The following is a 23,984-nucleotide window of genomic DNA, read 5'->3' on the forward strand; positions in this document are numbered from 1 at the left end:
ATGAAGTTGCTGAAAAAAATCTTAAAAATTACTGGAATTGCTCTCTTTGTGCTGTTCCTTGTTTTGTATTATTTATTTTGGAATTTTTCTGCTCCTAAATCTGATGTAAAAGTACTTGAGAAATTTTCAGGTAACTCTACTCCTATCCTCGCTTATAAAAACTTTAAAGGCTTTGAGTACAGAAAACTTTCAATTATAAAAGATACTACTTTACCAACACTGGTCTTTGTTCATGGAACGATAGGTTCTTCTACCGATTTTATAAAATATATGAAAGACAGTGTATTGCTCAGCAAAGCTAACATGGTTTCATACGACAGAATTGGCTACAATTATCAAGACAAAAATTCGGTTCAAGAAAGTATTGCTTTTGAACGTGACATGTTAAAGAACATTTTACATGATATCCCCCCCCATAAAACAATTCTTGTAGGTTATTCTTATGGTGGACCTATTGCCTTAGCTATACAAGAAAAAGTTAGAAAGGTAATTTTGCTGGCTCCTGCTGTGTATAGCAAAGTAGAACCCATGCCCTGGTCTTTAAATTTATATAAATGGAAAGTTACTCGATGGTTGGTTCCTCCAATATGGCAAGAAGCAAGTAAAGAAAAGTTATCGCATAAACAAGATTTACGAACTTTTGAAAATCACTGGAAATCTACCCCTAACAGCATCGTGAGTATTCATGGAACGGATGATTGGATTGTTCCTTTTGGTAATTCCTTGTTTTTAGAAAAACAGTTTCCTAAACATCAGTTGGAGTTAATTCGCGTACCGGATGCTGGCCATGGATTTATTTGGAGTAAATTTGACACGATTAAAAAACATTTAAGACAACAACTAGATTGAGTATTTTTTCAAACATACAAGAAGCTTTTAACAACGAACTTCCTTTCGTTACGTACAAAAAACCTACTACTTCCTTGTTAAAAGGATGGTTTCAACAAAACAGTAACTTAATTACTGCTGACAGTTTTAATGAGAGCGGGTTTATTTTTGCTCCGTTTGACAACAGAGAAAAAGCCATCTTAATTCCTAAAAATCAATCTACTTATATTGAAGAAGAAGTTACTGTTGGTTATGCTCAAACCAACAACACCAATCATGCTCCTGATACCGCTTCCGAAAAAAACCATATACAACTAGTTGAAAAAGGCATCTCTGCTATTAAAAATAAACAGTTTAAAAAGGTAGTTCTTTCTAGAAGAGAAAAGATGGAGTTACCCGATTGCAACTTTATTGAAACTTTTCAAAAACTATTGAGTAACTATCCTACAGCTTTCGTATATGTTTGGTATCATCCTAAAGTTGGATTATGGTTGGGAGCTACTCCAGAAACTTTAGTTAGCATCCAAGACACGAATTTTACAACTATGGCTTTGGCGGGAACACAAGTATACAACGGGACAACGAATGTTATCTGGCAACCAAAAGAATTAGAAGAACAACAATTTGTAACTGACTATATCGTTGATAGATTGTCTAATATTTCTTCAAAGATTACCTCTTCTGGTATTGAAACTATAAAAGCAGGAAAGCTACTTCATTTAAGAACCCTTCTTAAGGGTCAGCTCAAAACCAATACCGCTTCTTTGATTAAAAGCTTGCACCCTACTCCTGCTGTTTGCGGAATGCCTTTAGAAGCTGCAAAACAATTTATTTTAGATAACGAAAGTTACCATAGAAGCTTTTATACGGGCTTTTTAGGAGAACTAAACCTGAACGATAAAGAAAGTAATTTATTTGTAAATCTTCGCTGTATGGAAGTTTCTAAAAACACTGTATATATTTATGTTGGTGGAGGAATTACGCTAGACAGTAATGCGGCAAAAGAATGGCAGGAAACAGTAGCAAAAACGACTACCATGAAAAAAGTTTTATAGAAAAAATACCTCACTGAGAAAATCCCTCAACTCAAAACCAACTTAACCTGCTGTAATTCAGTTTTTTTTATTATATTTAGATAAACTCAAAACTCGCTTATCCTATGAAACAAAAATTACTTAGGATTGACCAGCGTGAAGATAAACTTAATAGTAGAGTGGGTAGAACTTTAACTTATAAGCAGCTGGTTGAATTCGCATCAAAACTACCAAACAAAATAAAATCGCTTATATAAAATAAAAACCACCAATTGCTGTGCAACAATTGGCAGTTTTAAGTGTAAATTGAATTTGAATTGATTTTTTTCTGCACAATCCAGTCTCTAAACACAAATTGTTCTATTTGTGTTTAGAGTTATGCAAAACAGTTTCCTCTGCTTAAATATCATCGAAAGAAACGTCCGTAAAACTTTCAGTTGAAGTTGCTTCTGTTGCTACGTTTTCTTCTTTTTTGTAGTCTTTTTGATGACGCTCACTAATTACTTCAGATCCTTTTTCGTTAACAATAAAGTCTGTTGCTTTATTCAACATCTCTTTAAAGTCACTAAAATCTTCTTTATATAAGTAAATTTTATGTTTTTGATAATGAAAAGAACCATCATCGTGAGTAAACTTCTTACTCTCTGTCACTGTTAAATAATAATCATCTGCCTTTGTAGATCTAACATCAAAAAAATAGGTTCTTCTTCCTGCTCTTAAAACCTGTGAAAAGATTTCCTCTTGTTCTACTCTCTCGCTCATAATTCGCTACTTAAAATAATAGTTGTTTACTTAAATTTTTCTCAACAAATCTAACAAAATATTTGACTTGACAATACGAAATGCTATATTTCTTTTTCTAAAAGCTGCTGCTCATATAGCTCTTTGTAATACCCTTCTTGTTTTACTAATTGATTATGAACACCTTGCTGAATGATCTTTCCGTTATCGAGTACAATTATTTTATCCGCATTTTTTGCTGACGATACTCTATGGCTTATTATTATCGTTGTTTTATCGCTAGAAACTCGCTCTAAGTTTGATAAAATTCTTTCTTCTGTCTCAGTATCAACAGCCGATAAACAATCGTCAAAAATTAAAATTTTAGGATCTTTTATAATGGCCCTCGCTATAGAGGTTCGTTGCTTTTGTCCTCCCGAAAGCGTAACACCTCGTTCTCCTAAAATAGTTTTATACCCTTGCTTAAAATCGATAATATTATCGTGTATAACCGCATTTTTAGCAGCTTCAATAATTTCTTCTTCTGTGGCATTTTCTTTACCAAATTTTATATTGTTTTCAATAGTATCTGAAAACAAAAAAGGTTCTTGCGGTACAAAACCAATTTGATTTCTTATATCATATAAATTACAGGTTTTAACATCCTTCCCATCTATTAATACAGTTCCCGATGTGCTATCATACAATCGTGAAATCAAGTTTATAATAGACGATTTCCCACTTCCTGTTTTTCCTAATATTGCTAATGTTTCTCCTTTTTCTACCTTAAAGCTTACCTCTTTTAATGCTGTGATATTCGTATCTTCATAGGTTAATGAAACCTGTTTAAACTCAATACCTCCTTCTACGATAGTTTCTTCTTCATTTGCATTTTCAATTTCAGGAACTTGTTCTAAAAATTCATTTATTCTTTCTTGAGAAGCTTCTGCCTGTTGCACCATTGAAGTTACCCAACCAACCACAGCTACAGGCCATGTTAAAATATTTACATACATAACAAAAGCTCCGATAGCTCCAACTTTAACTTCACCATTGATATATAATGTACCGCCTACATACAAAACGATGATATTACTAATTCCAATTAATAAAATCATTAATGGAAAAAACAAGGCTTGTACTTTATATAAGTTTATATTCTTATCTTTACTCGCATCTGCCAACGTATCAAAATTCTTAATCACAGCACTTTCTATTGCATACGATTTTACTACATTAATACCAGAGAAAAATTCCTGATTAAACGTTGTTAATTTTGAGAGGTATTGCTGAACTACTGTACTTCGTTTGTTAATTTGCTTACTTAAAATAAAAACCGATACCGATAAAACAGGAAACGGTATCATTGTATACAGGGTAAGTTTTGGTGATATTGCATACATTTGAGTAAACCCAACAGCGAAAGAAACCAACATGTTTAACGAGTACATAATGGCTGGTCCAAAATACATACGAACTTTCGACACATCTTCACTAATACGATTCATTAAATCACCTGTTCTGTTTTGTTTATAGAAATTAAGTGATAGTCGTTGGTATTGTTGGTAAATTTCATTTTTTAAATCAAACTCTATTAATCGAGACATTACAATTATGGTTTGACGCATTAAAAATGTAAAAAAGCCACCTAATAATGTTACCCCAATTATGAGTAAAATATTTGTAAAAAGAATACTTTTCACCTCCGATAACTCCGTTATTCTCCCCAACTGATAGTCTTCTACAACATTTAAAGAAGTTAACACATAGTTGGGTACTTTTAACGTAAATATTTTAGCTAATACAGTTATAAAAATTCCTAATAACAACCTCCATTTGTATTTAACAAAGTACTTGTTTAAGTATTGTAATGCTTTCAATTCTATTTTATTATAAAAATTAAACTTTATAAAGGGGTCTTGTTAAAGATACCTTAATTGAGACCTCTTTTTTTGCTTATGTTTTAACGATTTCTTACTTTTGCCCTCGAATTTTTGAGATTGTCCAAATCATCTCAAATTAAAAAACAAAACAAATGACATCAGAAATCATTGATACTAAAGATCTTAAGAATGACCCAGTGTTTGGTCAGCTATCTTTTGACAATCACGAGCAAATCGTTTTTTGCAACGACGAAGATACAGGTTTAAAAGCAATTATCGGTATCCACAATACAACTTTAGGACCTGCTTTAGGAGGTACTAGAATGTGGCAATATAAAAGTGAATGGGAAGCTTTAAATGATGTGTTACGTTTGTCTCGTGGTATGACATATAAATCTGCTGTTACTGGATTAAACCTTGGGGGTGGTAAAGCAGTTATTATTGGTGATGCTAAAACTCAAAAGAATGACGCTTTAATGCGTAAATTTGGTGAGTTTGTTAATTCTTTAAGCGGAAAATACATTACTGCTGAAGATGTTGGAATGGAAACTCGCGACATGGATATCATCCGTGAAGTTACTCCACATGTAACAGGTGTTTCTGAAAGTATTGGAGGTTCTGGAAATCCTTCTCCTGTAACCGCTTATGGTGTTTACATGGGTATGAAAGCTGCTGCTAAATACAAGTTTGGAACTGACAAATTAGCTGGAAAAAAAGTTTTAGTTCAAGGAGTGGGGCATGTTGGTGAAACTTTAGTGAAGCACATTACCGACGAAGGAGCACAAGTTGTTTTAAATGATATTAACGAAGCCCGTTTAGAAGAGTTAAGTAAAAAATATGGTGCAAACGTAGTGTTAGGAAATGACATTTTTGGATTAGATGTTGATATTTACGCTCCATGTGCTTTAGGTGCCACTATTAATGATGAAAGTATTGCTCAATTAAAAGCGAAGGTAATTGCAGGTGCTGCTAACAACCAATTGGCTAATGAGCTAAAACACGGTACTATGTTAAAAGAAAGAGGAATTGCTTATGCTCCTGACTTCTTAATTAACGCTGGTGGAATTATTAATGTATATGCTGAAGTTGTAGGTTATGACAAAGCTGAAAGCTTAAAAAGAACTGAAAACATTTACAATACTACATTAGAAATTTTTAATTTATCAGAAAAAGAAAATATTACAACACATCAAGCTGCTTTCAATATTGCGCAAGCAAGAATTGATGCTCGCAAAAAAGAGCAAAATAGCTAGCTAAAAAATAAAAAAGTTTTACTTTTGCAGAGCGTTAGAAATAGTTTCTATCGCTCTTTTTTTTAAAGTTCTTTAGAATGATTAACAGAAGACATATTCGTGTTAAAGTAATGCAATCGGTTTATGCGATGCAACAATCGCATAGCGATGATTTAGTTAAGGAAGAAAAATTCTTAAAACACAGCATTCAAAAAATGTACGATTTGTACGTTTTAAACCTTCAATTATTAGTTGAAGTACAGAAGTTAGCTCGTAAGAGAATAGCGCTTTCTAAAAAGAAAATACTAGCCACAAAAGAAGAACTCAATCCAAATACAAAATTCATAGAAAACAAGCTTCTAAACTCACTCCATGAAAGTGTAAGTTTGGAAGGTTATGTAGAGCTTAACAAGCTTAACTACTGGGATCTTGATGACGAGTATGTAAAAATCTTGTTAGATGAATTACAAAAAAGTGACCTCTACAAAAAGTATATGGATACCGTAGAAGATTCTTATAGTGTAGACAAAGCATTTGTTATTGACTTTTTTAGAGAAATAGTAGCTCCTAATGAAAAATTAGCTGACTATTTTGAAGATAAAATGATTTCTTGGGTTGATGATATTCCATTTGTTAATACTTGGATTTTAAAATCTTTAAACAAGCAAAAAGCAAGTAAGCCTTTTATTTTAGGCAGTTTGTATAAAGATAATGATGATAAAGTTTTTGTTTCTGACTTGTTTACTAAAACAATGCTACATCAACACAAATACGAAGAAGATATCAAAGAAAAAACTCCTAACTGGGAAGCGGATAGAATTGCTGATATAGATATGATTATTATTAAAATGGCGATTACAGAGTTTTTACACTTCCCATCTATACCAAGTAGGGTTACCATTAACGAATATATCGAATTAGCAAAAGATTATTCTACCAATAAAAGTGGTTATTTTATTAATGGGGTTTTAGATAAATTAGCCAAAGACTATCTGAGTTCAAATAAGATGGTTAAAATTGGTAGGGGTTTATTATAATAAATTAGTATTTTTACAACAAACTAAAAATATTTTAAAATGAAGAAAATAGCAGTAATAGTAGCATTGGTTGTTTCTGCAGGAATGTTAGTTTCTTGCGGACAAGGAAATGCTTCATCAAAAGTTAAAAAAGAAAATGTTGAAAACGCAGAAAAAAGGGATAGCTCTATTGGTTTAGGAACTCCTGTTATTTCTTTTGACAAAGAAGAATTTGACTTTGGTACTGTTAACGAAGGAGAAATTGTTAAAACTACCTTCGTAGTAACCAATACTGGTAAGAGTGATTTAATCATTACAAATGCACAAGCATCATGTGGATGTACTGTTCCTGAATGGCCAAAAGAAGCTATTGCTCCAGGTAAAACAGGAGATATTAAAGTTAGCTTTAACACCAATGGAAGAGTTAACAAGCAATCAAAATCCATCACTTTAACAACCAATACTGAAAAAGGTAGAGAGGTTATAAAGATTTCTGGAATGGTAACCCCTAAAAAGAAGAACTCATAATGTTTACAACCATTTTTTTACAAGCGAGCTCACAAGAAAGCTTAATGAACATGCTTCCTTTTGTGGCCATGATTGCCGTTTTTTACTTTTTAATTATTCGTCCACAGATGAAACGTCAAAAAAAGGAAAAACAATTTCAAACAGAAATTAAAAAAGGAGCTAAAATAGTTACCACTAGCGGAATTCATGGTAAAATTGTTGAAATAAACGATACCGACAACACAGTAACCATTGAAACAGGGGCTGGTAAGATAAAGTTTGAGCGCTCTGCCATTTCTATGGAAATGAGTAAAAAATATACAACGGAAATTAAAAAATAACAAGAACATTTTTTATAAAAAAGTGAGCTCATGAGCTCACTTTTTTTGTTTTTTATGTAGATTGCATCAATAAACTATTTCTTGAAAACAACATTTAACATACCTAAAACTTTTTTTGGTTTTTTAACTGCTTCTGTATTTTTTTGGTTACTCATTAACCTATCAAAAGAATATAATACAACCATTGTATATGACGTTGAGTATACACAACTACCACAGCAAAAAACATTAATAGCAACACCAGTAAAAAACCTTTCTTTACAATTAAAAAGCAGTGGGTATAACTTATTAGTTGCCAGCATCACTCATAAACCTATCGAACTGAACATCGACAATGCTTTGAGAAAATCTGGAACCAATTATTACTTTTTATCTAAAAACCTTATTCCTGAAGTTCAAGAACAACTAAAATCTAGTATTGAATTACTAAAAATAGAAGAGGACAGTATTCCTTTAAAAATAGGTATACTCAGTTCAAAAAAAGTCCCTTTAAAACCCAATTTAAACATCTCTTTTCAGTTAGGTTATGATCTTTCAAAGCCTGTAACCATTACTCCAGACAGTGTTTTAATTTCTGGAGATGAAACCTATGTTGCTGAAACCGACTTTTTAAATGTAGAGCACATTACTTTAGAAAACTTATCAAAAAGCATTGACATACACTCTTCAATTATTTTCCCAGAGAACACACAACTTAAATCAAGTCACTCTACAGCTAAAATTAGTATTGATGTAGACAAGTTTACAGAAGGAGAAATAGAAGTCCCTGTGTTTGTTAAAAATGCCCCTAACGGCATTAATGTTTTTCCTAAAAAAGTGAAAGTTATTTACAAAGTAGGTTTGCAAAACTTTAACGAAGTAACCCCAGATTTATTTAAAGTAGAATGTGATTACTTACAAGCAAAAAACAAAGAAGTTAATTACCTAACACCTCAAATAAATGACCTTCCCGAAATAGTTACTTTAGTGAGAATAGTTCCCAATAAAATTGACTTTTTAATATACGAATAAAATGGTAATAGGTTTAACAGGTGGTATTGGTAGTGGAAAATCTACGGTCGTTAACATGTTTTCAGAATTTAAAAATATAGCCATTTATATTGCTGATGATGAGGCAAAAAAGCTAATGAACACCTCAACTCAAATTAAAACGCAATTAATTGCCGAATTTGGCGAGCAAGTTTACCTAAACAATGAGCTGAACAGACCTTACTTAGCTTCAATTGTTTTTAATAACAAAGAGAGATTAGCCACTCTTAACGCCATTGTACACCCAATTGTTAAGGAACACTTACAAGATTTTATAAAAGAGAACAGCTCTAAAGATTACATCTTATATGAAAATGCTATTCTTTTTGAAAACGGCAGCAATTCTTTTTGCGACAAAATTATCACTGTTACCGCTCCAAAAGATGTAAAAATTAACCGAGTTATAAAAAGAGATAACGCAACCATCAAGGACGTAAAAAACAGAATGAAAAACCAGTGGAACGAGGCTAAAAAAACACTTCAATCAAATTATTTAATTGAAAATCTTACACTTACAAAAACAAGAGAACAAGTCTTAAAAATCCATAATTCTTTAACAAAAAAACTGTGTTAATTTACGCTTTGTTAATCTTTTCTGTTAAAATTATCTTAATTTTATAGTAACTTTGTTAATCTAAGTTAAAAGATTACACCCCTAAATTTTATTAATTTATTTTTGAATAATGGGTAAGAAAATTTTTATTCTCATTGTTGTTTTAATGAGTATTTCCTTAATAGGTATCATCTCTATTCAAGTGTATTGGATTAACGATGCTATCAAAAATAAAAAGGAACAATTTAAAAACAATGTAAAAATTGCTTTAGCTCGTACTTCTGAAAATATCAAAGAAAGAGAGTATTTAGAGTTCAAGCAAAACTATAAGGACTATTTTGAAAATGACAAGCTTAGAACGGAAGCTGAAATAACAACTTTTCTTTTTCAACAAGTTGATACAGTAAGCAAAAAAAAGTTTTCTTTTGGAAGTACGATTTTAGAAGAGAGTATTAAAATGCCTAGTGAGTTTGTGGATAATGATTCTATTGTTATCAAACGATACTCGGGAAAAGAAGATATTTACTTTTCTCAAATAATAAAATCTGAAAGTAAAGATTTCAAGCCTTTTTTAGATGAAAGTCGCTATTCTTCTTTCAGAACATATAACAATTGGAATGATGAAGTGATGGAACATGCTTTTAGACGAAGTAAAGCAGTGTTCCCTATCAACCAAAGAATAAGCAATAAAGAGTTAAGCAATACTCTTAAAGAAGAGTTTGCTAAAATGAATATTACGCAAGATTTTAAATATGTTGTTTACGAGGATGGTTTGGCAACGCAATTAAAATCGGGGTACTTTAACATACAGCCAGAAGATATTAATTACCCGTTATTGGAAGATGAAAACGGCAATAGTAAGTACAAGCTATATGTTAAATTTCCTAACGAGAAAAAGAACCTGCTTTCAGGTATGATGAAAATATTGATACTTTCTTTATTTTTTATAGGAATTATCATTGCTGCTTTTTCAACATCGTTATATCAGCTTATACGTCAAAAAAAGATCTCTGAAATAAAAACGGACTTCATTAACAATATGACACATGAGTTTAAAACACCTATTGCTACTATTAACCTGGCTTTAGATGCTATTAAAAACCCAAAAATCATATCGGATGAAGAAAAAGTGAAACGATACGTTCAAATGATTCGTGACGAGAATAAGCGCATGCACGGACAGGTAGAAAATGTGTTGCGAATTTCAAGGTTAGAGAAAAACCAAATTGAAATTAGTAAGGATGCAGTAGATATGCACGACATAATTGAAGAAGCCATTGAACACATTCAACTCTTAACCGACGATAAAAAAGGAAGAGTTACAACTCATTTCGAAGCTATTTCAACCGAGGTTCTTGGAAATCAGTTTCACCTAACAAACGTTGTTGTCAACATGTTAGAAAACGCATTAAAATACTCAGAAAATGCACCAAAAATTGATGTATTTACTGAAAACACAAATAAATACTTTATCTTTAAGATAAAAGATGAAGGCATAGGAATGAGTAGAAACGCTCAAAAATATGTGTTCGATAAATTTTATAGAGAACACAAAGGGAATATACACAATGTAAAGGGACATGGATTAGGCTTAGCTTATGTAAAAGAAATTATAGACAGTCACCAAGGTACCGTTTACGTTGAAAGTGAAAAAGGTAAAGGAAGCACATTTACAGTTAAATTACCATTAATATAAATTATGAAGAAATGGGGAGTAAAAAAATATTATTAGTAGAAGATGATCCTAATTTTGGAACAGTTCTGAAAGATTATTTAGCGTTAAATGATTACAACGTTACGCATGCTAAAGACGGAATAGATGGTTTAATTATGTTTAAAAATGCAGAATACGATTTATGTATTTTAGATGTAATGATGCCTCGTAAAGATGGTTTTTCTTTAGCTGAAGACATTCGTGCTACCAACAAAGAAATTCCTATTATCTTCTTAACAGCTAAAACACTTAAAGAAGATGTTTTAAAAGGTTACCAAGTAGGGGCTGATGATTATTTAAACAAACCTTTTGACTCTGAAGTTTTATTACATAAAATCAAAGCTATTTTACAACGTAAAGAAACTGAAAAGACAAACGATAGTGATGAGTTTGAATTTAAAATTGGGGCGTTTGACTTCAACTCAAAACTACGTCATTTAACTTACAAAGGTGGTGAAGCTCAAAAACTTTCACCTAAAGAGAGTAAGCTTTTACGAATGTTAGCGATTCATAAAAACGACTTAATGCCTCGTGAATTGGCTTTAACTAAAATATGGAGAGATGATAATTATTTCACTTCTCGTAGTATGGATGTTTATATTGCTAAGCTTCGTAAATATTTAAAAAGTGATGAAAATGTTGAAATCTTAAACATTCATGGTGAAGGGTTTAGATTAATAGACAACAAATAAAAAACACATACATCTTAACAACAGTAAAAGACTTCTTGAATTCAAGAAGTCTTTTCTTTTTTATACATTGTAACAATAATTTATATCAATCGTCAAATACATATAATCAACAAAAACCAAAATAGCTTGGAAACAATTTTATCTATTCGAAACCTCGATAAAAAATACGGAAAAGTTCATGCCGTAAACAATCTTTCTTTCGATATTCAAAAAGGCACAGTATACGGAATTTTAGGTCCTAACGGAAGTGGTAAATCTACTACTTTAGGGATTATTTTAAATGTAGTAAACAAAACCTCTGGGAGTTTTAGCTGGTTTAATGGAAACTTATCTACTCACGAAGCTTTAAAAAAAGTGGGAGCTATTATAGAACGCCCTAATTTTTATCCCTACATGAGCGCTGTTCAAAACTTACAACTAATTTGTAAAATCAAAGGGGTTTCATACGATAAAATTGAAGAAAAACTTAAGATTGTCAACCTCTACGAGCGTAGAAATAGTAAATTCAAAACTTATTCCTTAGGAATGAAACAACGCTTGGCCATTGCTTCTGCCCTGTTAAATGATCCTGAAATTTTAATTTTAGATGAACCAACAAACGGGTTAGACCCTCAAGGAATACATGAAATTCGTCAAATAATTAAAGAAATTGCTAAAAACGGCACTACCATTTTACTTGCCTCTCACCTGCTCGACGAAGTAGAAAAAGTATGTTCACATGTAGTAGTTATAAGAAATGGTGTGAAATTATACAGTGGTAGAGTTGATGAAATGACTGCTTCTAATGGATTTTTTGAGCTACAAGCAGCTAACCAAGAAACACTTACGCAGCTTTTAGAAAACCACTCAGCAATAGCAAGTATTAAAGAAGAAAACGGAATGCTAATAGCAAGTTTGGCTTCAGAGCTTTCGGCTTCAGAAATTAATACCTTTTTATTTAATAAAGGAATTTCTCTTTCTCACTTAGTGAAACGCAAACCTAGCTTAGAACAACAATTCTTAGACCTTACCAACAACCAATAAACTTAGACCATGTTACGACTTTTAACTATCGAAATTCATAAATTAAAATACAACAGAGCTAGTAAAGTTCTTTCAATTATCTACTTCGCATTATTAACTTCTATAGCTTTAATTGCCGCAATAAAATTTGATATTGGACCTATCAAATTTCATTTAGCTGAACAAGGAATTTTTAATTTCCCATACATCTGGCACTTTAACACCTTTATGGCAGCTATTTTTAAATTCTTTTTACTACTTGTAATAGTTTCTATGATGGCAAACGAATACAGTTACAAGACTTTAAAACAAAATTTAATTGATGGTTTGAGCAAAAAAGAATTCATTCTTTCAAAATTCTATACTGTTATAGCCTTTGCACTTATTTCTACCATTTTTGTTTTTATTGTTTCCTTAATTCTTGGTGCCATTTATTCTGATTTCAACGAAATCTCTATTATTTTTTCAGATTTAGATTATTTATTTGCCTTTTTTATTAAACTTTTAGGGTTCTTCTCTTTTGGTCTATTTTTAGGCGTCTTAATTAAGCGATCTGCCTTTGCTGTTGCCGCAATGATTGTCTGGTTAATTATAGAAAGCTTAATTAAAGGCTATTTATATTGGACTTTTAGAAATGTAAAAACAGGGATTGATGAAGCTGTAAACTCAATCATGCAGTTTTTTCCGCTAGAGTCTATGGCTAATTTAATTAAAGAGCCATTTACAAGATTAGGTGCTGTAAAGTCGGTTGCTAATCAAATAGGAGAAAACTTTACTAAAGATTACTCTGTAAGTTTGTTTAATATTGTAATTGTACTCATTTGGACAGCTATTTTTATTTATTTATCATATGCTTTGTTAAAAAAACGAGATTTATAGAGGGTTTTGTGTAGTTTAGTTGTTTTATTTGTATAATAATTCCATTTAAATGAGAAAACAACTATTTCTGACACTTTTTATCATAGCTTCTGTCTCTTTATACAGCCAAAAAGAAGCTAATGTTTGGTATTTTGGAAGCAATGCAGGTCTTGATTTTAACTCAGGAAATCCGGTTGCATTAAATGACGGGTTATTGAGAACAGATGAAGGTTGTTCTTCTATTTCTGATGAGAATGGTAATCTTTTATTTTATTCCGACGGAATTAATGTTTGGACAAAAAACCACGAGTTGATGCGTTACTCAGCGGGAGGAGTTGCCAATAACCTTGAAGGTAACCCGTCAAGCTCTCAATCTGGCCTAATTGTCCCGAATCCAGAAGACAAAAACATATATTATATTTTCACTGTAGGAACAGATTTTATTGGAAGTCTTCCCTACCCTAATAATCCCGGCTTTCGTTTTTATACCATCGATATTTCTAGAGGCGATGGAGGAGAAATTATTTCTGGTCCCGTTAACCTTTCCGATGGACGAGAGCGACAATGGTCTGAAAAGGTTACGGCTGTTCAAGGAAAAGACTGTAAAGAAATATGGATTTTGTCTATCGTACAAAACACTTTTTATGCTTATAAAATTAATAAAGATGGGGTAGACTCAACTACACCTGTAACTTCACCTTCATCATACTTCTTAAGAGATAAGAGAGGTTATTTAAAGGTATCACCTGATGGAACCAAGGTCGCTTTAGCGGACTTTACAAATGATGGGAGCGGAAGATTAGTGTTATACGATTTTGACAACGCTACTGGTAGTGTTACTTCTAACGGGCTCCTTCTTACAGACGGACCACTTGATGGCTCACCTTACGGTGTTGAGTTTTCTCAACAATCAACAAAACTCTACGCCTCTTTATACCATGAAAACAGTGATTCTTTTAGAGTTTTTCAATACGACTTGTTAGACTCAAATATTGCACAAACTAAAACACAAGTTCATCAAGAACAAGGTTATAGAGGCGCATTACAACTCGCTCCTAACGGAAAAATTTATGCATCTATTCCTGACAGAAGTTATTTAGGAGCCATAGAAAACCCTGAAGACAACCCTACAGACATAATATTTACATCAAATGCTGTTAGTTTAAATGGAGCAAGGTCTTCTCAAGGATTACCGCCTTTTATTCAATCATTCTTTGCTCCTGTAAAATTAATAGACCTAAACACGAATGAAGTTTTAAATAACACCAATCAAATATTTTGTATAGGGGATAATTACGATGTAGCTCCTGAAACAAACAACCCTAGTGATATATATACTTGGTTTAAAGATGGGAAAGAAATAGCCAATACTAGGATTTTAACTATTAATAATACCAGTTTTGGAAGCGGTTTATATGAAATACAAATAGAATCTAATTCATACTGTAAAAAAACATACACTGGCAAAGTTCAAATTACCTTCGAACCTAAACCTACAATACATAAGATTCAGCCTTATATACAATGTGATTTTGACAGCAATCCTATAGATGGTTTTGCTACTTTTAATTTAGACATACTAGCAAGCACTCTGGTGAATGATCTTGCTGATGTTACAATTGATTTTTTTGAAACATCTGACACTAGTTTTTCATCACCAATTGACAAAAATAACTACATTAATTCTGTAGCCACAAATCACTCTATCCTTGTAAAAGTCACGAATAATAATACCCAATGCTATCAAACTGATATTATTAATTTACAAGTAAATCCAACGGGGTTGACTTCATATAGCGATGAATATATTCACGAGTTAGATCAAAATGCTGCTAATCCTGATGCTACATTTAGTATAGGTACCAACGATGGTTTTTTTGATTTTTCTTTAAAGACACAACAAATAATTAACAACTCTGGAGGTTCATTATCTGAAATGACTCATGACTTTCAATATTACAGAACAGCAGCTGATGCTGCATTACAAACCAATCAAATTGTAACTCCGTATGAAGATGATTTGTTCTCTAACGGTTCTGATGTATACATACGAATTTCAAACAAAGGAGCCACATCTTGTGAATCAGTGGGAAATTTTAAAATTTTTGTAGAAAAAATCCCTATCCCCCAAGGAAATCCTAATGAAATTATTCTTTGTGTTGATAATCCAAGACTAAGTCCTCAACCACATACTACTCCCTTGGATGCGGATACAGGAGTTGTAACAGATACTTACAAATGGTATTTAGATGGGAAGTTAATCTCTGGAGAAACATCGGCTATTTATAATGCCAATGCTTCAGGAGAATATAAAGTTGAAGCCTATAGAAACCATCCTGAAATACCTACTTCTTACATGGGTTACAATACCTTTTTTGTAAAAGAATCCAATCAAGCATTAATTGTAAGTATCAAATCAGTAGATGATCAAGACAATCCTGACAATAATAAAATTGAAATCACAATAGATGGAATTGGCGACTACGAATACGCTTTAAACAGTACAAATCTCAGTGATTTTGTGAAAGGCAATGAAAACCTTTCATATACATTTACCAACATACCTCCAGGCTTAAATGCTATTTCAATTAGAGATCGTAATGGGTGTGGCATTACAACATCCAACCAAATTTCAACTATTTATTTCCAACGTCATTTTACACCAAATGGAGATGGTCATTTTGATACATGGAACGTTTTAGGTGTTAACAATGATTATTATGAGGTTGTTAACGTTCAGATATTTAATCGTTTTGGAAAATTAATCAATGAAATTACCGATAAAAATAGTCAAGGTTGGGATGGTGTATACAACGGCTCCACTCTTCCTTCAAACGATTATTGGTACCGTGCTGAGTTAATTGACAGGTATGGTAAAACTCGGAAAAAGACAGGACATTTTTCTTTACTGAGAAAATAGTTTCTTAATAAAAAACTTTAACATATAAATCCCATAGTTTTTTCCTAAATTGCATGTTAGCAAACAGTTAATACGCTATGAATAAATTACTACCTTGTTTTTTCTTTTTTTTCTCTCTTTTTTGCTTTTCACAAAGAGAAACCGATCATTGGTTTTTTGGAAATAAAGCGGGGCTTAATTTTGGTATTGATGTAGTCAATACTCTTACCAACGGGCAAATGATTGCGCCTGCAGGTTGCTCTAGTATCTCAGATAGTAATGGAAATTTATTGTTTTACACCAACGGTAGTGCTGTATGGAACAGCAACCATGAAATTATGAAGAATGGTAGTTTGATAGCTGGAGAGCTAGAAAATTTACAAAACTCTATCATTATAAAGAAACCTCTTACTGAAGACACTTTTTACATATTTACAACAAGAGAAAATAAATCAACCGATCCATTTCTTCCTGTTGGTTTGTTTTTTTCGGAAGTTAGTTTTAAAAACGACCCTTTAGGTGAAGTGACCATACGGTATTCGAGAATTAAGGAAACTGTTACACAAAGAATAACTGCTGTTCATCATAAAAACGGTAAAGATTTTTGGTTAATTACCTTCGGTAAACAATCTTCCGCCAGTAGTAAATATGACACTTTTTCTATATTTAAAATAAATGAAACAGGCCTTATACGATCTCCTATTACTGTACAAGGTTCAGAAACAGTTTCTACTTATGGCGATATGAAAGTATCTCCAAATGGTAAATACATTGCCGTTGCTGATTATATTGATAGATACCTTTACATTTATAATTTTAATAGTGAAACAGGTGAAATTACCTTCAACAAAAGAATTATTACAGACCCAGCTCCTTTAGCTGCAAGGTTTCCTAAGGGGGTTGAGTTTTCTATTGACTCTAAAAAAATCTTTTTTTCATCTGAAAATGGAGATAATAACTACATCTATGAATATCGATTAGAAGGAGGAGATCTTTTTGAATCTAAAAAACTGATTTTTTCTACTAATGCTTATAAAATAGGCTCACTACAATTATCTAAAAACGAAATCATATATGCCGCTTGCCATGATGATAACTTTAATCATGAACAAATTGGTAGCATCGAAAATGTAGCTACTGATCTTCCTACTTTCAATAAAAATACAAGTGTTAGTCCAAATTTTTCCCTAAAAGGGCTTCCTAACTTTGTTCAATCCTATTTTAGAAATAGAATTATTACTGAAAATCAATGTGTCTTTGACATGTTTAACTTTGCTCTTGATTCGTATGCTCCTATTGCTAGTGTAACATGGGATTTTGGTGATGGAAACACAAGCAACCTAATGAACCCTGAACACGCATATACTGCTCCAGGAGACTATATTGTCACTGCTACTATTAACATCAACAGTCAAGACATTCCGCTTTATAAAAAAGTTACTGTTTACCCTTTACCCAAACTGATCCCTAACCAAGAACTTATTCAATGTGACGATGATAATGATGGCGTAAACTTATTTAACCTATATACCATTGCGGATAAAATTACTACCGATACGACACATACCTATAAGTTTTACAGAAGTTTAACCGATGCTCAAAATGATACCAATCAAATATCGGATCCAGAAAACTTCTACAATGAAACAAATCCGCAAACCATTTATACAAAGGCCACCTCTGTAAATGGCTGCTCTGATATCGAAAGTTTTTCTATTGAAGCCTTATTTAGACCTGCTCTTATCATTAGCCCCGTTACTGTTTGTAGAGATCCCCAAAATAGTAACAATGAAAACAAAGGTCTTTTTGACTTGAGAGTTAAAAAAAGTCAAATAATAAGTGATTTGGGCTTAAGTAAACTTGAAAAAGTATCCTTTTTTGACTCGGCAGAGAACGCTCAAAAATCAATCAACCCTCTTCCTCTTGAATACATTTCTGGAACTGCTACCATTTGGGTAAAAATTGAAAACGAAAACGGATGTTTTGGAATATCTCCTATTGATTTAATCGTTAATCATCCTGTTATTAATTTACAAGACAGTTATACTATTTGCATTAGTCCTTCTGAGCATACTCCTGTTGTCTTAAATGCAGATGCTTCAAACGATCGGTTTGAATGGAAAGATGAAAATAACAATACCATTAGCACCAATAGTAGTTTTCCATTAACTAGAGAAGGAACATTTTCTTTAACCGCATACAAAACAGTAAACGGCATAGAATGTTCTAACACTAAAAGCTTTACCGTTAACTACCCTCCTCCTCCTGAAGTCTTAACCGTTGAAGTTACTGTTTTAAGCGAAACAGACAACAGTGTTTACATTCGTATTGAGGGAGATAGTAGTTATGAATTTTCTTTAGATGATACTACTTATGTTGGAAATGGAACTTCTCATTCTTTTAACAATGTACAACCGGGAATTGCCACTATTTACATAAGAGATCTTAACAAATGCGAAAGCCCAACTAAAGCCTCTGCTAGCATAATTGGCTACCCTAAGTTTTTAACTCCCAATGCCGATGGATTTAACGATTATTGGAAAGTTTATGGAGTCAGCTCTAATTTCTTTAAAGAAATAAACATCAAAATTTTTAATCGCTTTGGTAAAATTCTATACGTTATCAATGATAAAAATTCAGAATTTGGTTGGGATGGAACTTATAACAATATTAAACTTCCTTCTAACGACTACTGGTTCCATGCCAAACTAAAAGATCTTAACGATAATATAATTGATAAAAAAGGACATTTTACCCTCAGAAGAAATTAAAATTCATCACATAAAATAGCCTTCTGTATCTCATCCAAAAAATTGACTACGTATGAAAAAAACACTGCTATTGTATTTACTTTTCTTTTCTCTTTTATGTTTTGCTCAAAGAGAAACAGACAATTGGTTTTTTGGAGGTAAAGCAGGAATGGTTTTTAATAGCGGTGATATTCAAATCGCTAATAGTAGTCAAATGTCAACTAAAACCGGTTCTTCTTCCATTTCTGATAGTAAAGGAGCGCTGCTCTTTTATACTAACGGACAAACTGTTTGGAATAAAAATCACGAAATAATGGAAAACGGAGAGGGATTAGCTGGAGAAATAGAAACAGTCCAGCCATCTATAATTATTCCCAAACCCAATAACGATAATATTTATTACATCTTTACAACCCGAAAAACCAAGATTGATAGCCCTTCTCTGTTCTCTGGTATTTATTATTCTGAAGTTGAAATATCCAGTAATTATCCTTTGGGTAAAGTGATTAGAAAAAATGTAAGAATTGAAAACTCTACAGCGCAAAGAATAACGGCTGTACATCATAAAAATGGAAAAGATATATGGGTAATAACATATGGAAGTAATACTTATGGAGCCAAAGATGATGTTTTTTTTGCTTTCAAAATAACTGAAAAAGGAATTAGTTTTCCCATAAGAAACAAATTAAACGAAATAACTAGTTTTTCTTTAAAAGGTGAAATGAAAGCCTCTCCCGATGGAAGCAAAGTAGCTTTATCAATTGGTTCTAATATATACATATACAATTTTGATAATGAATCAGGGGTTCTTTCAAAATTTAAGTTTTTAAACTTACAACTTAACTTTACTGATGGATATAGCTCTTATGGACTTTCCTTTTCTCCTAACTCTAAGTTATTGTACTACCCTTCTTTTTATTTCAATAAGAATAATGAGAATAGTTATAAAATCATGCAATTTGATTTAGATAAAACTGATATTTTTTATATTGGGGAACCTATTTTTTCTACTACACCTGACAGAACAGCTGCTGCGGCTCAATTAGCATCAGATGGTAAAATTTATATTGCTCAAATAAACTCAGACGGAAGCCCTACTAAAACTTTAGGAATTATTCAAAACCCTAATAAAGTAGGAGTTGAATGTAACTATACACAGGATGTAATAAACTTAGAAAATGGATTGTCCTATTTTGGTTTGCCCAATTTTATTCAATCCTATTTTAGAAATAGAATTATTACCGAAAATCAATGTGTCTTTGACATGTTTAACTTTACTCTTGATTCGTATGCTCCTATTGCTAGTGTAACATGGGATTTTGGTGATGGAAACACAAGCAACCTAATGAACCCTGAACACGCATATACTGCTCCAGGAGACTATATTGTCACTGCTACTATTAACATCAACAGTCAAGACATTCCGCTTTATAAAAAAGTTACTGTTTACCCTTTACCCAAACTGATCCCTAACCAAGAACTTATTCAATGTGACGATGATAATGATGGCGTAAACTTATTTAACCTATATACCATTGCGGATAAAATTACTACCGATACGACACATACCTATAAGTTTTACAGAAGTTTAACCGATGCTCAAAATGATACCAATCAAATATCGGATCCAGAAAACTTCTACAATGAAACAAATCCGCAAACCATTTATACAAAGGCCACCTCTGTAAATGGCTGCTCTGATATCGAAAGTTTTTCTATTGAAGCCTTATTTAGACCTGCTCTTATCATTAGCCCCGTTACTGTTTGTAGAGATCCCCAAAATAGTAACAATGAAAACAAAGGTCTTTTTGACTTGAGAGTTAAAAAAAGTCAAATAATAAGTGATTTGGGCTTAAGTAAACTTGAAAAAGTATCCTTTTTTGACTCGGCAGAGAACGCTCAAAAATCAATCAACCCTCTTCCTCTTGAATACATTTCTGGAACTGCTACCATTTGGGTAAAAATTGAAAACGAAAACGGATGTTTTGGAATATCTCCTATTGATTTAATCGTTAATCATCCTGTTATTAATTTACAAGACAGTTATACTATTTGCATTAGTCCTTCTGAGCATACTCCTGTTGTCTTAAATGCAGATGCTTCAAACGATCGGTTTGAATGGAAAGATGAAAATAACAATACCATTAGCACCAATAGTAGTTTTCCATTAACTAGAGAAGGAACATTTTCTTTAACCGCATACAAAACAGTAAACGGCATAGAATGTTCTAACACTAAAAGCTTTACCGTTAACTACCCTCCTCCTCCTGAAGTCTTAACCGTTGAAGTTACTGTTTTAAGCGAAACAGACAACAGTGTTTACATTCGTATTGAGGGAGATAGTAGTTATGAATTTTCTTTAGATGATACTACTTATGTTGGAAATGGAACTTCTCATTCTTTTAACAATGTACAACCGGGAATTGCCACTATTTACATAAGAGATCTTAACAAATGCGAAAGCCCAACTAAAGCCTCTGCTAGCATAATTGGCTACCCTAAGTTTTTAACTCCCAATGCCGATGGATTTAACGATTATTGGAAAGTTTATGGAGTCAGCTCTAATTTCTTTAAAGAAATAAACATCAAAATTTTTAATCGCTTTGGTAAAATTCTATACGTTATCAATGATAAAAATTCAGAATTTGGTTGGGATGGAACTTATAACAATATTAAACTTCCTTCTAACGACTACTGGTTCCATGCCAAACTAAAAGATCTTAACGATAATATAATTGATAAAAAAGGACATTTTACCCTCAGAAGAAATTAAAATTCATCACATAAATAACTATCCGTATTTTTGTTGAATGGACTTCGAATTAAACTCAGAATTTAAACCAACAGGGGATCAACCCCAAGCAATTAAACAACTTTCAAACGGTATTTTAACCGACGAAAAGTACCAAACACTTTTGGGTGTTACAGGTTCTGGTAAAACATTCTCGGTAGCCAATGTAGTAGCCGAAGTACAACGACCTACATTAGTCTTGGCTCATAACAAAACCTTGGCTGCTCAGTTGTATTCCGAGTTCAAACAGTTTTTTCCAAACAATGCCGTAGAATATTTCGTTTCGTACTATGATTACTATCAACCCGAAGCCTATATTCCTGTTACAGGAACGTACATTGAGAAAGACCTATCTATCAACGATGAAATAGAACGCTTGCGAATTAGCACCTCCTCTTCCCTACTTTCAGGACGTCGAGATGTATTGGTAGTAGCATCCGTTTCTTGTTTATACGGTATTGGTAACCCCACAGAGTTTAAAAAGAATGTTATTACTATTGAAGTGGACCAACAAATTTCTCGCACCAAATTTTTACATCGTTTAGTAACTAGCTTGTATGCACGTACTGAAGTTGAAGTAAAAAGTGGAACGTTTAAAGTAAAAGGTGATGTGGTTACCATTTATCCGTCGTATGGTGATAACGGATATAAAATCCACTTCTTTGGCGATGAAATTGAAGAAATTGAAACCTTCGATATTGAAACCAATCAAACGATTACTCGATTAGAAAAACTGAATATTTACCCTGCCAACTTATTTGTAACCTCTCCTGATATACTCCAAAATGCCATTCATCAAATTCAAGAAGACATGGTAAAGCAAGTAGCTTATTTTAAGGAAATAGGGAAACATTTAGAAGCGAAACGTTTGCAAGAGCGTACCGAATTCGACTTAGAAATGATTCGTGAATTAGGATACTGTTCGGGAATTGAGAACTACTCTCGTTATTTAGACGGTCGCGAAGCGGGTACACGACCGTTCTGCTTATTAGATTACTTTCCTGAGGATTACTTAATGGTAATTGATGAAAGTCACGTAACTGTACCGCAAGTTCACGCAATGTACGGAGGTGATAGAAGTCGTAAAGAAAACTTAGTAGAATACGGATTCCGTTTACCTGCCGCCATGGATAACCGTCCGTTAAAATTTGAAGAATTTGAGGCTTTACAAAACCAAGTGATTTATGTTTCGGCAACTCCGGCCGATTATGAGTTACAAAAAACTGAAGGGTTGTTTGTAGAACAAGTGATTCGACCTACTGGACTGTTAGATCCAGAGATTGAAATTCGACCAAGTTTGAATCAAATAGATGATTTAATTGAAGAAATTCAAGTACGTGTAGAAAAAGATGAACGCACCTTGGTAACTACCTTAACCAAACGAATGGCTGAAGAATTAGCTAAATACTTAACTAGAATTCAAGTACGTTGTCGTTATATTCACTCTGATGTTGATACCTTAGAGCGTGTAGAAATCATGCAAGATTTACGTAAAGGTTTATTTGATGTACTGATTGGAGTAAATTTACTAAGAGAAGGATTAGACCTTCCAGAAGTATCGTTAGTAGCTATTTTAGATGCTGATAAAGAAGGTTTTTTACGTTCACACCGTTCGCTAACACAAACCGTAGGTCGTGCTGCACGTAATGTAAATGGAAAAGCAATAATGTACGCCGACAAAATTACGAATAGTATGCAACTTACCATTGACGAGACCAATCGTAGGCGTGAAAAACAAATTAATTACAACACCGTTCACGGGATTACCCCAACACAAATCAATAAAAAGATAGACAATACCCTATCTAAAAATGCGATTACCTCGTATCATTATGATAATGTGGCACAAAAAGCTGCTGAACAAGAGTTGGAATACCTACCCAAACAAGAAATAGAAAAACGCATACGTACCAAACGCAAACAAATGGAAGAAGCTGCCAAAGCATTAGACTTTTTAGTAGCTGCCCAACTACGTGATGAGATTGAGGTTTTAAAAGAAAAATTATAATTTTACACACATAAAATACTGATAGTCGTATAATTACCGTACTAAAAAAGTAAGCAAAACGTACAATCTAAAGGGACAGGAGAATTAGCCGAAGGATTAACTATTTTAACAGAAAATGTCCATAAAA

General features: G+C 32.7%; 18 protein-coding genes. 16 read left to right on the top strand and 2 right to left on the bottom strand.

The window, feature by feature from the left end; all coding sequences use genetic code 11:
* The gene (locus V1T75_RS04240; RefSeq protein WP_330487319.1) at window positions 1–849 is read left to right on the top strand and encodes an alpha/beta fold hydrolase; all 849 of its coding nucleotides are present in this window, start codon (window positions 1–3) and stop codon (window positions 847–849) included.
* Entirely contained in the window at window positions 846–1,883 is a 1,038-nt protein-coding gene (locus V1T75_RS04245; protein WP_330487320.1) for a chorismate-binding protein, read from the top strand. The genes V1T75_RS04240 and V1T75_RS04245 overlap by 4 nt, the downstream gene beginning before the upstream one ends.
* Window positions 1,884–2,261: 378 nt before the next feature.
* Here the strand turns inward: V1T75_RS04245 and V1T75_RS04250 are convergent, their stop codons facing one another.
* Window positions 2,262–2,624, bottom strand: a complete 363-nt coding sequence (locus tag V1T75_RS04250) for a PUR family DNA/RNA-binding protein (RefSeq protein ID WP_125068090.1) — start codon at window positions 2,622–2,624, stop codon at window positions 2,262–2,264.
* Between the two features lie 83 nt (window positions 2,625–2,707).
* A complete protein-coding gene (locus V1T75_RS04255) occupies window positions 2,708–4,462 on the bottom strand; it encodes an ABC transporter ATP-binding protein (protein WP_330487321.1) in 1,755 nt (584 codons plus the stop codon).
* Between the two features lie 155 nt (window positions 4,463–4,617).
* On the opposite strand from V1T75_RS04255, the gene V1T75_RS04260 reads away from it, so the two are divergent.
* From V1T75_RS04260 to uvrB, 14 genes are all read left to right on the top strand, one after another.
* On the top strand, window positions 4,618–5,718 hold the full coding sequence (locus V1T75_RS04260) for a Glu/Leu/Phe/Val family dehydrogenase (RefSeq protein WP_330487322.1): 1,101 nt from the start codon (window positions 4,618–4,620) through the stop codon (window positions 5,716–5,718).
* 77 nt (window positions 5,719–5,795) lie between these two features.
* Window positions 5,796–6,734 (top strand): transcription antitermination factor NusB, encoded by a 939-nt coding sequence (gene nusB, locus V1T75_RS04265; protein WP_330487323.1) that lies wholly within the window; start codon window positions 5,796–5,798, stop codon window positions 6,732–6,734.
* A gap of 39 nt (window positions 6,735–6,773) precedes the next feature.
* Entirely contained in the window at window positions 6,774–7,241 is a 468-nt protein-coding gene (locus V1T75_RS04270) for a DUF1573 domain-containing protein (protein ID WP_330487324.1), read from the top strand.
* The gene (gene yajC / locus V1T75_RS04275) at window positions 7,241–7,561 is read left to right on the top strand and encodes a preprotein translocase subunit YajC (RefSeq protein WP_330487325.1); all 321 of its coding nucleotides are present in this window, start codon (window positions 7,241–7,243) and stop codon (window positions 7,559–7,561) included. The genes V1T75_RS04270 and yajC overlap by 1 nt, the downstream gene beginning before the upstream one ends.
* Window positions 7,562–7,642: 81 nt before the next feature.
* A complete protein-coding gene (locus tag V1T75_RS04280; protein WP_330487326.1) occupies window positions 7,643–8,572 on the top strand; it encodes a hypothetical protein in 930 nt (309 codons plus the stop codon).
* Between the two features lies 1 nt (window position 8,573).
* Window positions 8,574–9,164, top strand: a complete 591-nt coding sequence (gene coaE, locus V1T75_RS04285) for a dephospho-CoA kinase (protein ID WP_330487327.1) — start codon at window positions 8,574–8,576, stop codon at window positions 9,162–9,164.
* Window positions 9,165–9,273: 109 nt separating this feature from the next.
* The gene (locus V1T75_RS04290) at window positions 9,274–10,839 is read left to right on the top strand and encodes a sensor histidine kinase (RefSeq protein WP_330487328.1); all 1,566 of its coding nucleotides are present in this window, start codon (window positions 9,274–9,276) and stop codon (window positions 10,837–10,839) included.
* A gap of 11 nt (window positions 10,840–10,850) precedes the next feature.
* Window positions 10,851–11,549 carry a response regulator transcription factor gene (locus tag V1T75_RS04295; protein ID WP_125068104.1) on the top strand — a complete coding sequence of 233 codons (699 nt, stop codon included), beginning with the start codon at window positions 10,851–10,853 and terminating at the stop codon, window positions 11,547–11,549.
* A gap of 126 nt (window positions 11,550–11,675) precedes the next feature.
* On the top strand, window positions 11,676–12,572 hold the full coding sequence (locus V1T75_RS04300; RefSeq protein ID WP_330487329.1) for an ABC transporter ATP-binding protein: 897 nt from the start codon (window positions 11,676–11,678) through the stop codon (window positions 12,570–12,572).
* A 9-nt stretch (window positions 12,573–12,581) separates the two neighbouring features.
* On the top strand, window positions 12,582–13,430 hold the full coding sequence (locus tag V1T75_RS04305) for an ABC transporter permease (RefSeq protein ID WP_330487330.1): 849 nt from the start codon (window positions 12,582–12,584) through the stop codon (window positions 13,428–13,430).
* A 49-nt stretch (window positions 13,431–13,479) separates the two neighbouring features.
* Window positions 13,480–16,329 carry a T9SS type B sorting domain-containing protein gene (locus V1T75_RS04310; RefSeq protein ID WP_330487331.1) on the top strand — a complete coding sequence of 950 codons (2,850 nt, stop codon included), beginning with the start codon at window positions 13,480–13,482 and terminating at the stop codon, window positions 16,327–16,329.
* Between the two features lie 77 nt (window positions 16,330–16,406).
* On the top strand, window positions 16,407–19,079 hold the full coding sequence (locus V1T75_RS04315) for a T9SS type B sorting domain-containing protein (protein WP_330487332.1): 2,673 nt from the start codon (window positions 16,407–16,409) through the stop codon (window positions 19,077–19,079).
* Window positions 19,080–19,131: 52 nt separating this feature from the next.
* Window positions 19,132–21,831, top strand: coding sequence for a T9SS type B sorting domain-containing protein (locus V1T75_RS04320; RefSeq protein WP_330487333.1), 2,700 nt, complete (start codon window positions 19,132–19,134; stop codon window positions 21,829–21,831).
* A gap of 37 nt (window positions 21,832–21,868) precedes the next feature.
* Window positions 21,869–23,857, top strand: a complete 1,989-nt coding sequence (gene uvrB / locus V1T75_RS04325; RefSeq protein WP_330487334.1) for an excinuclease ABC subunit UvrB — start codon at window positions 21,869–21,871, stop codon at window positions 23,855–23,857.
* The last annotated feature ends 127 nt before the right edge of the window (window positions 23,858–23,984 follow it).

The sequence above is a fragment of the Tenacibaculum sp. FZY0031 genome, assembly GCF_036350695.1.
Lineage (GTDB): Bacteria > Bacteroidota > Bacteroidia > Flavobacteriales > Flavobacteriaceae > Polaribacter.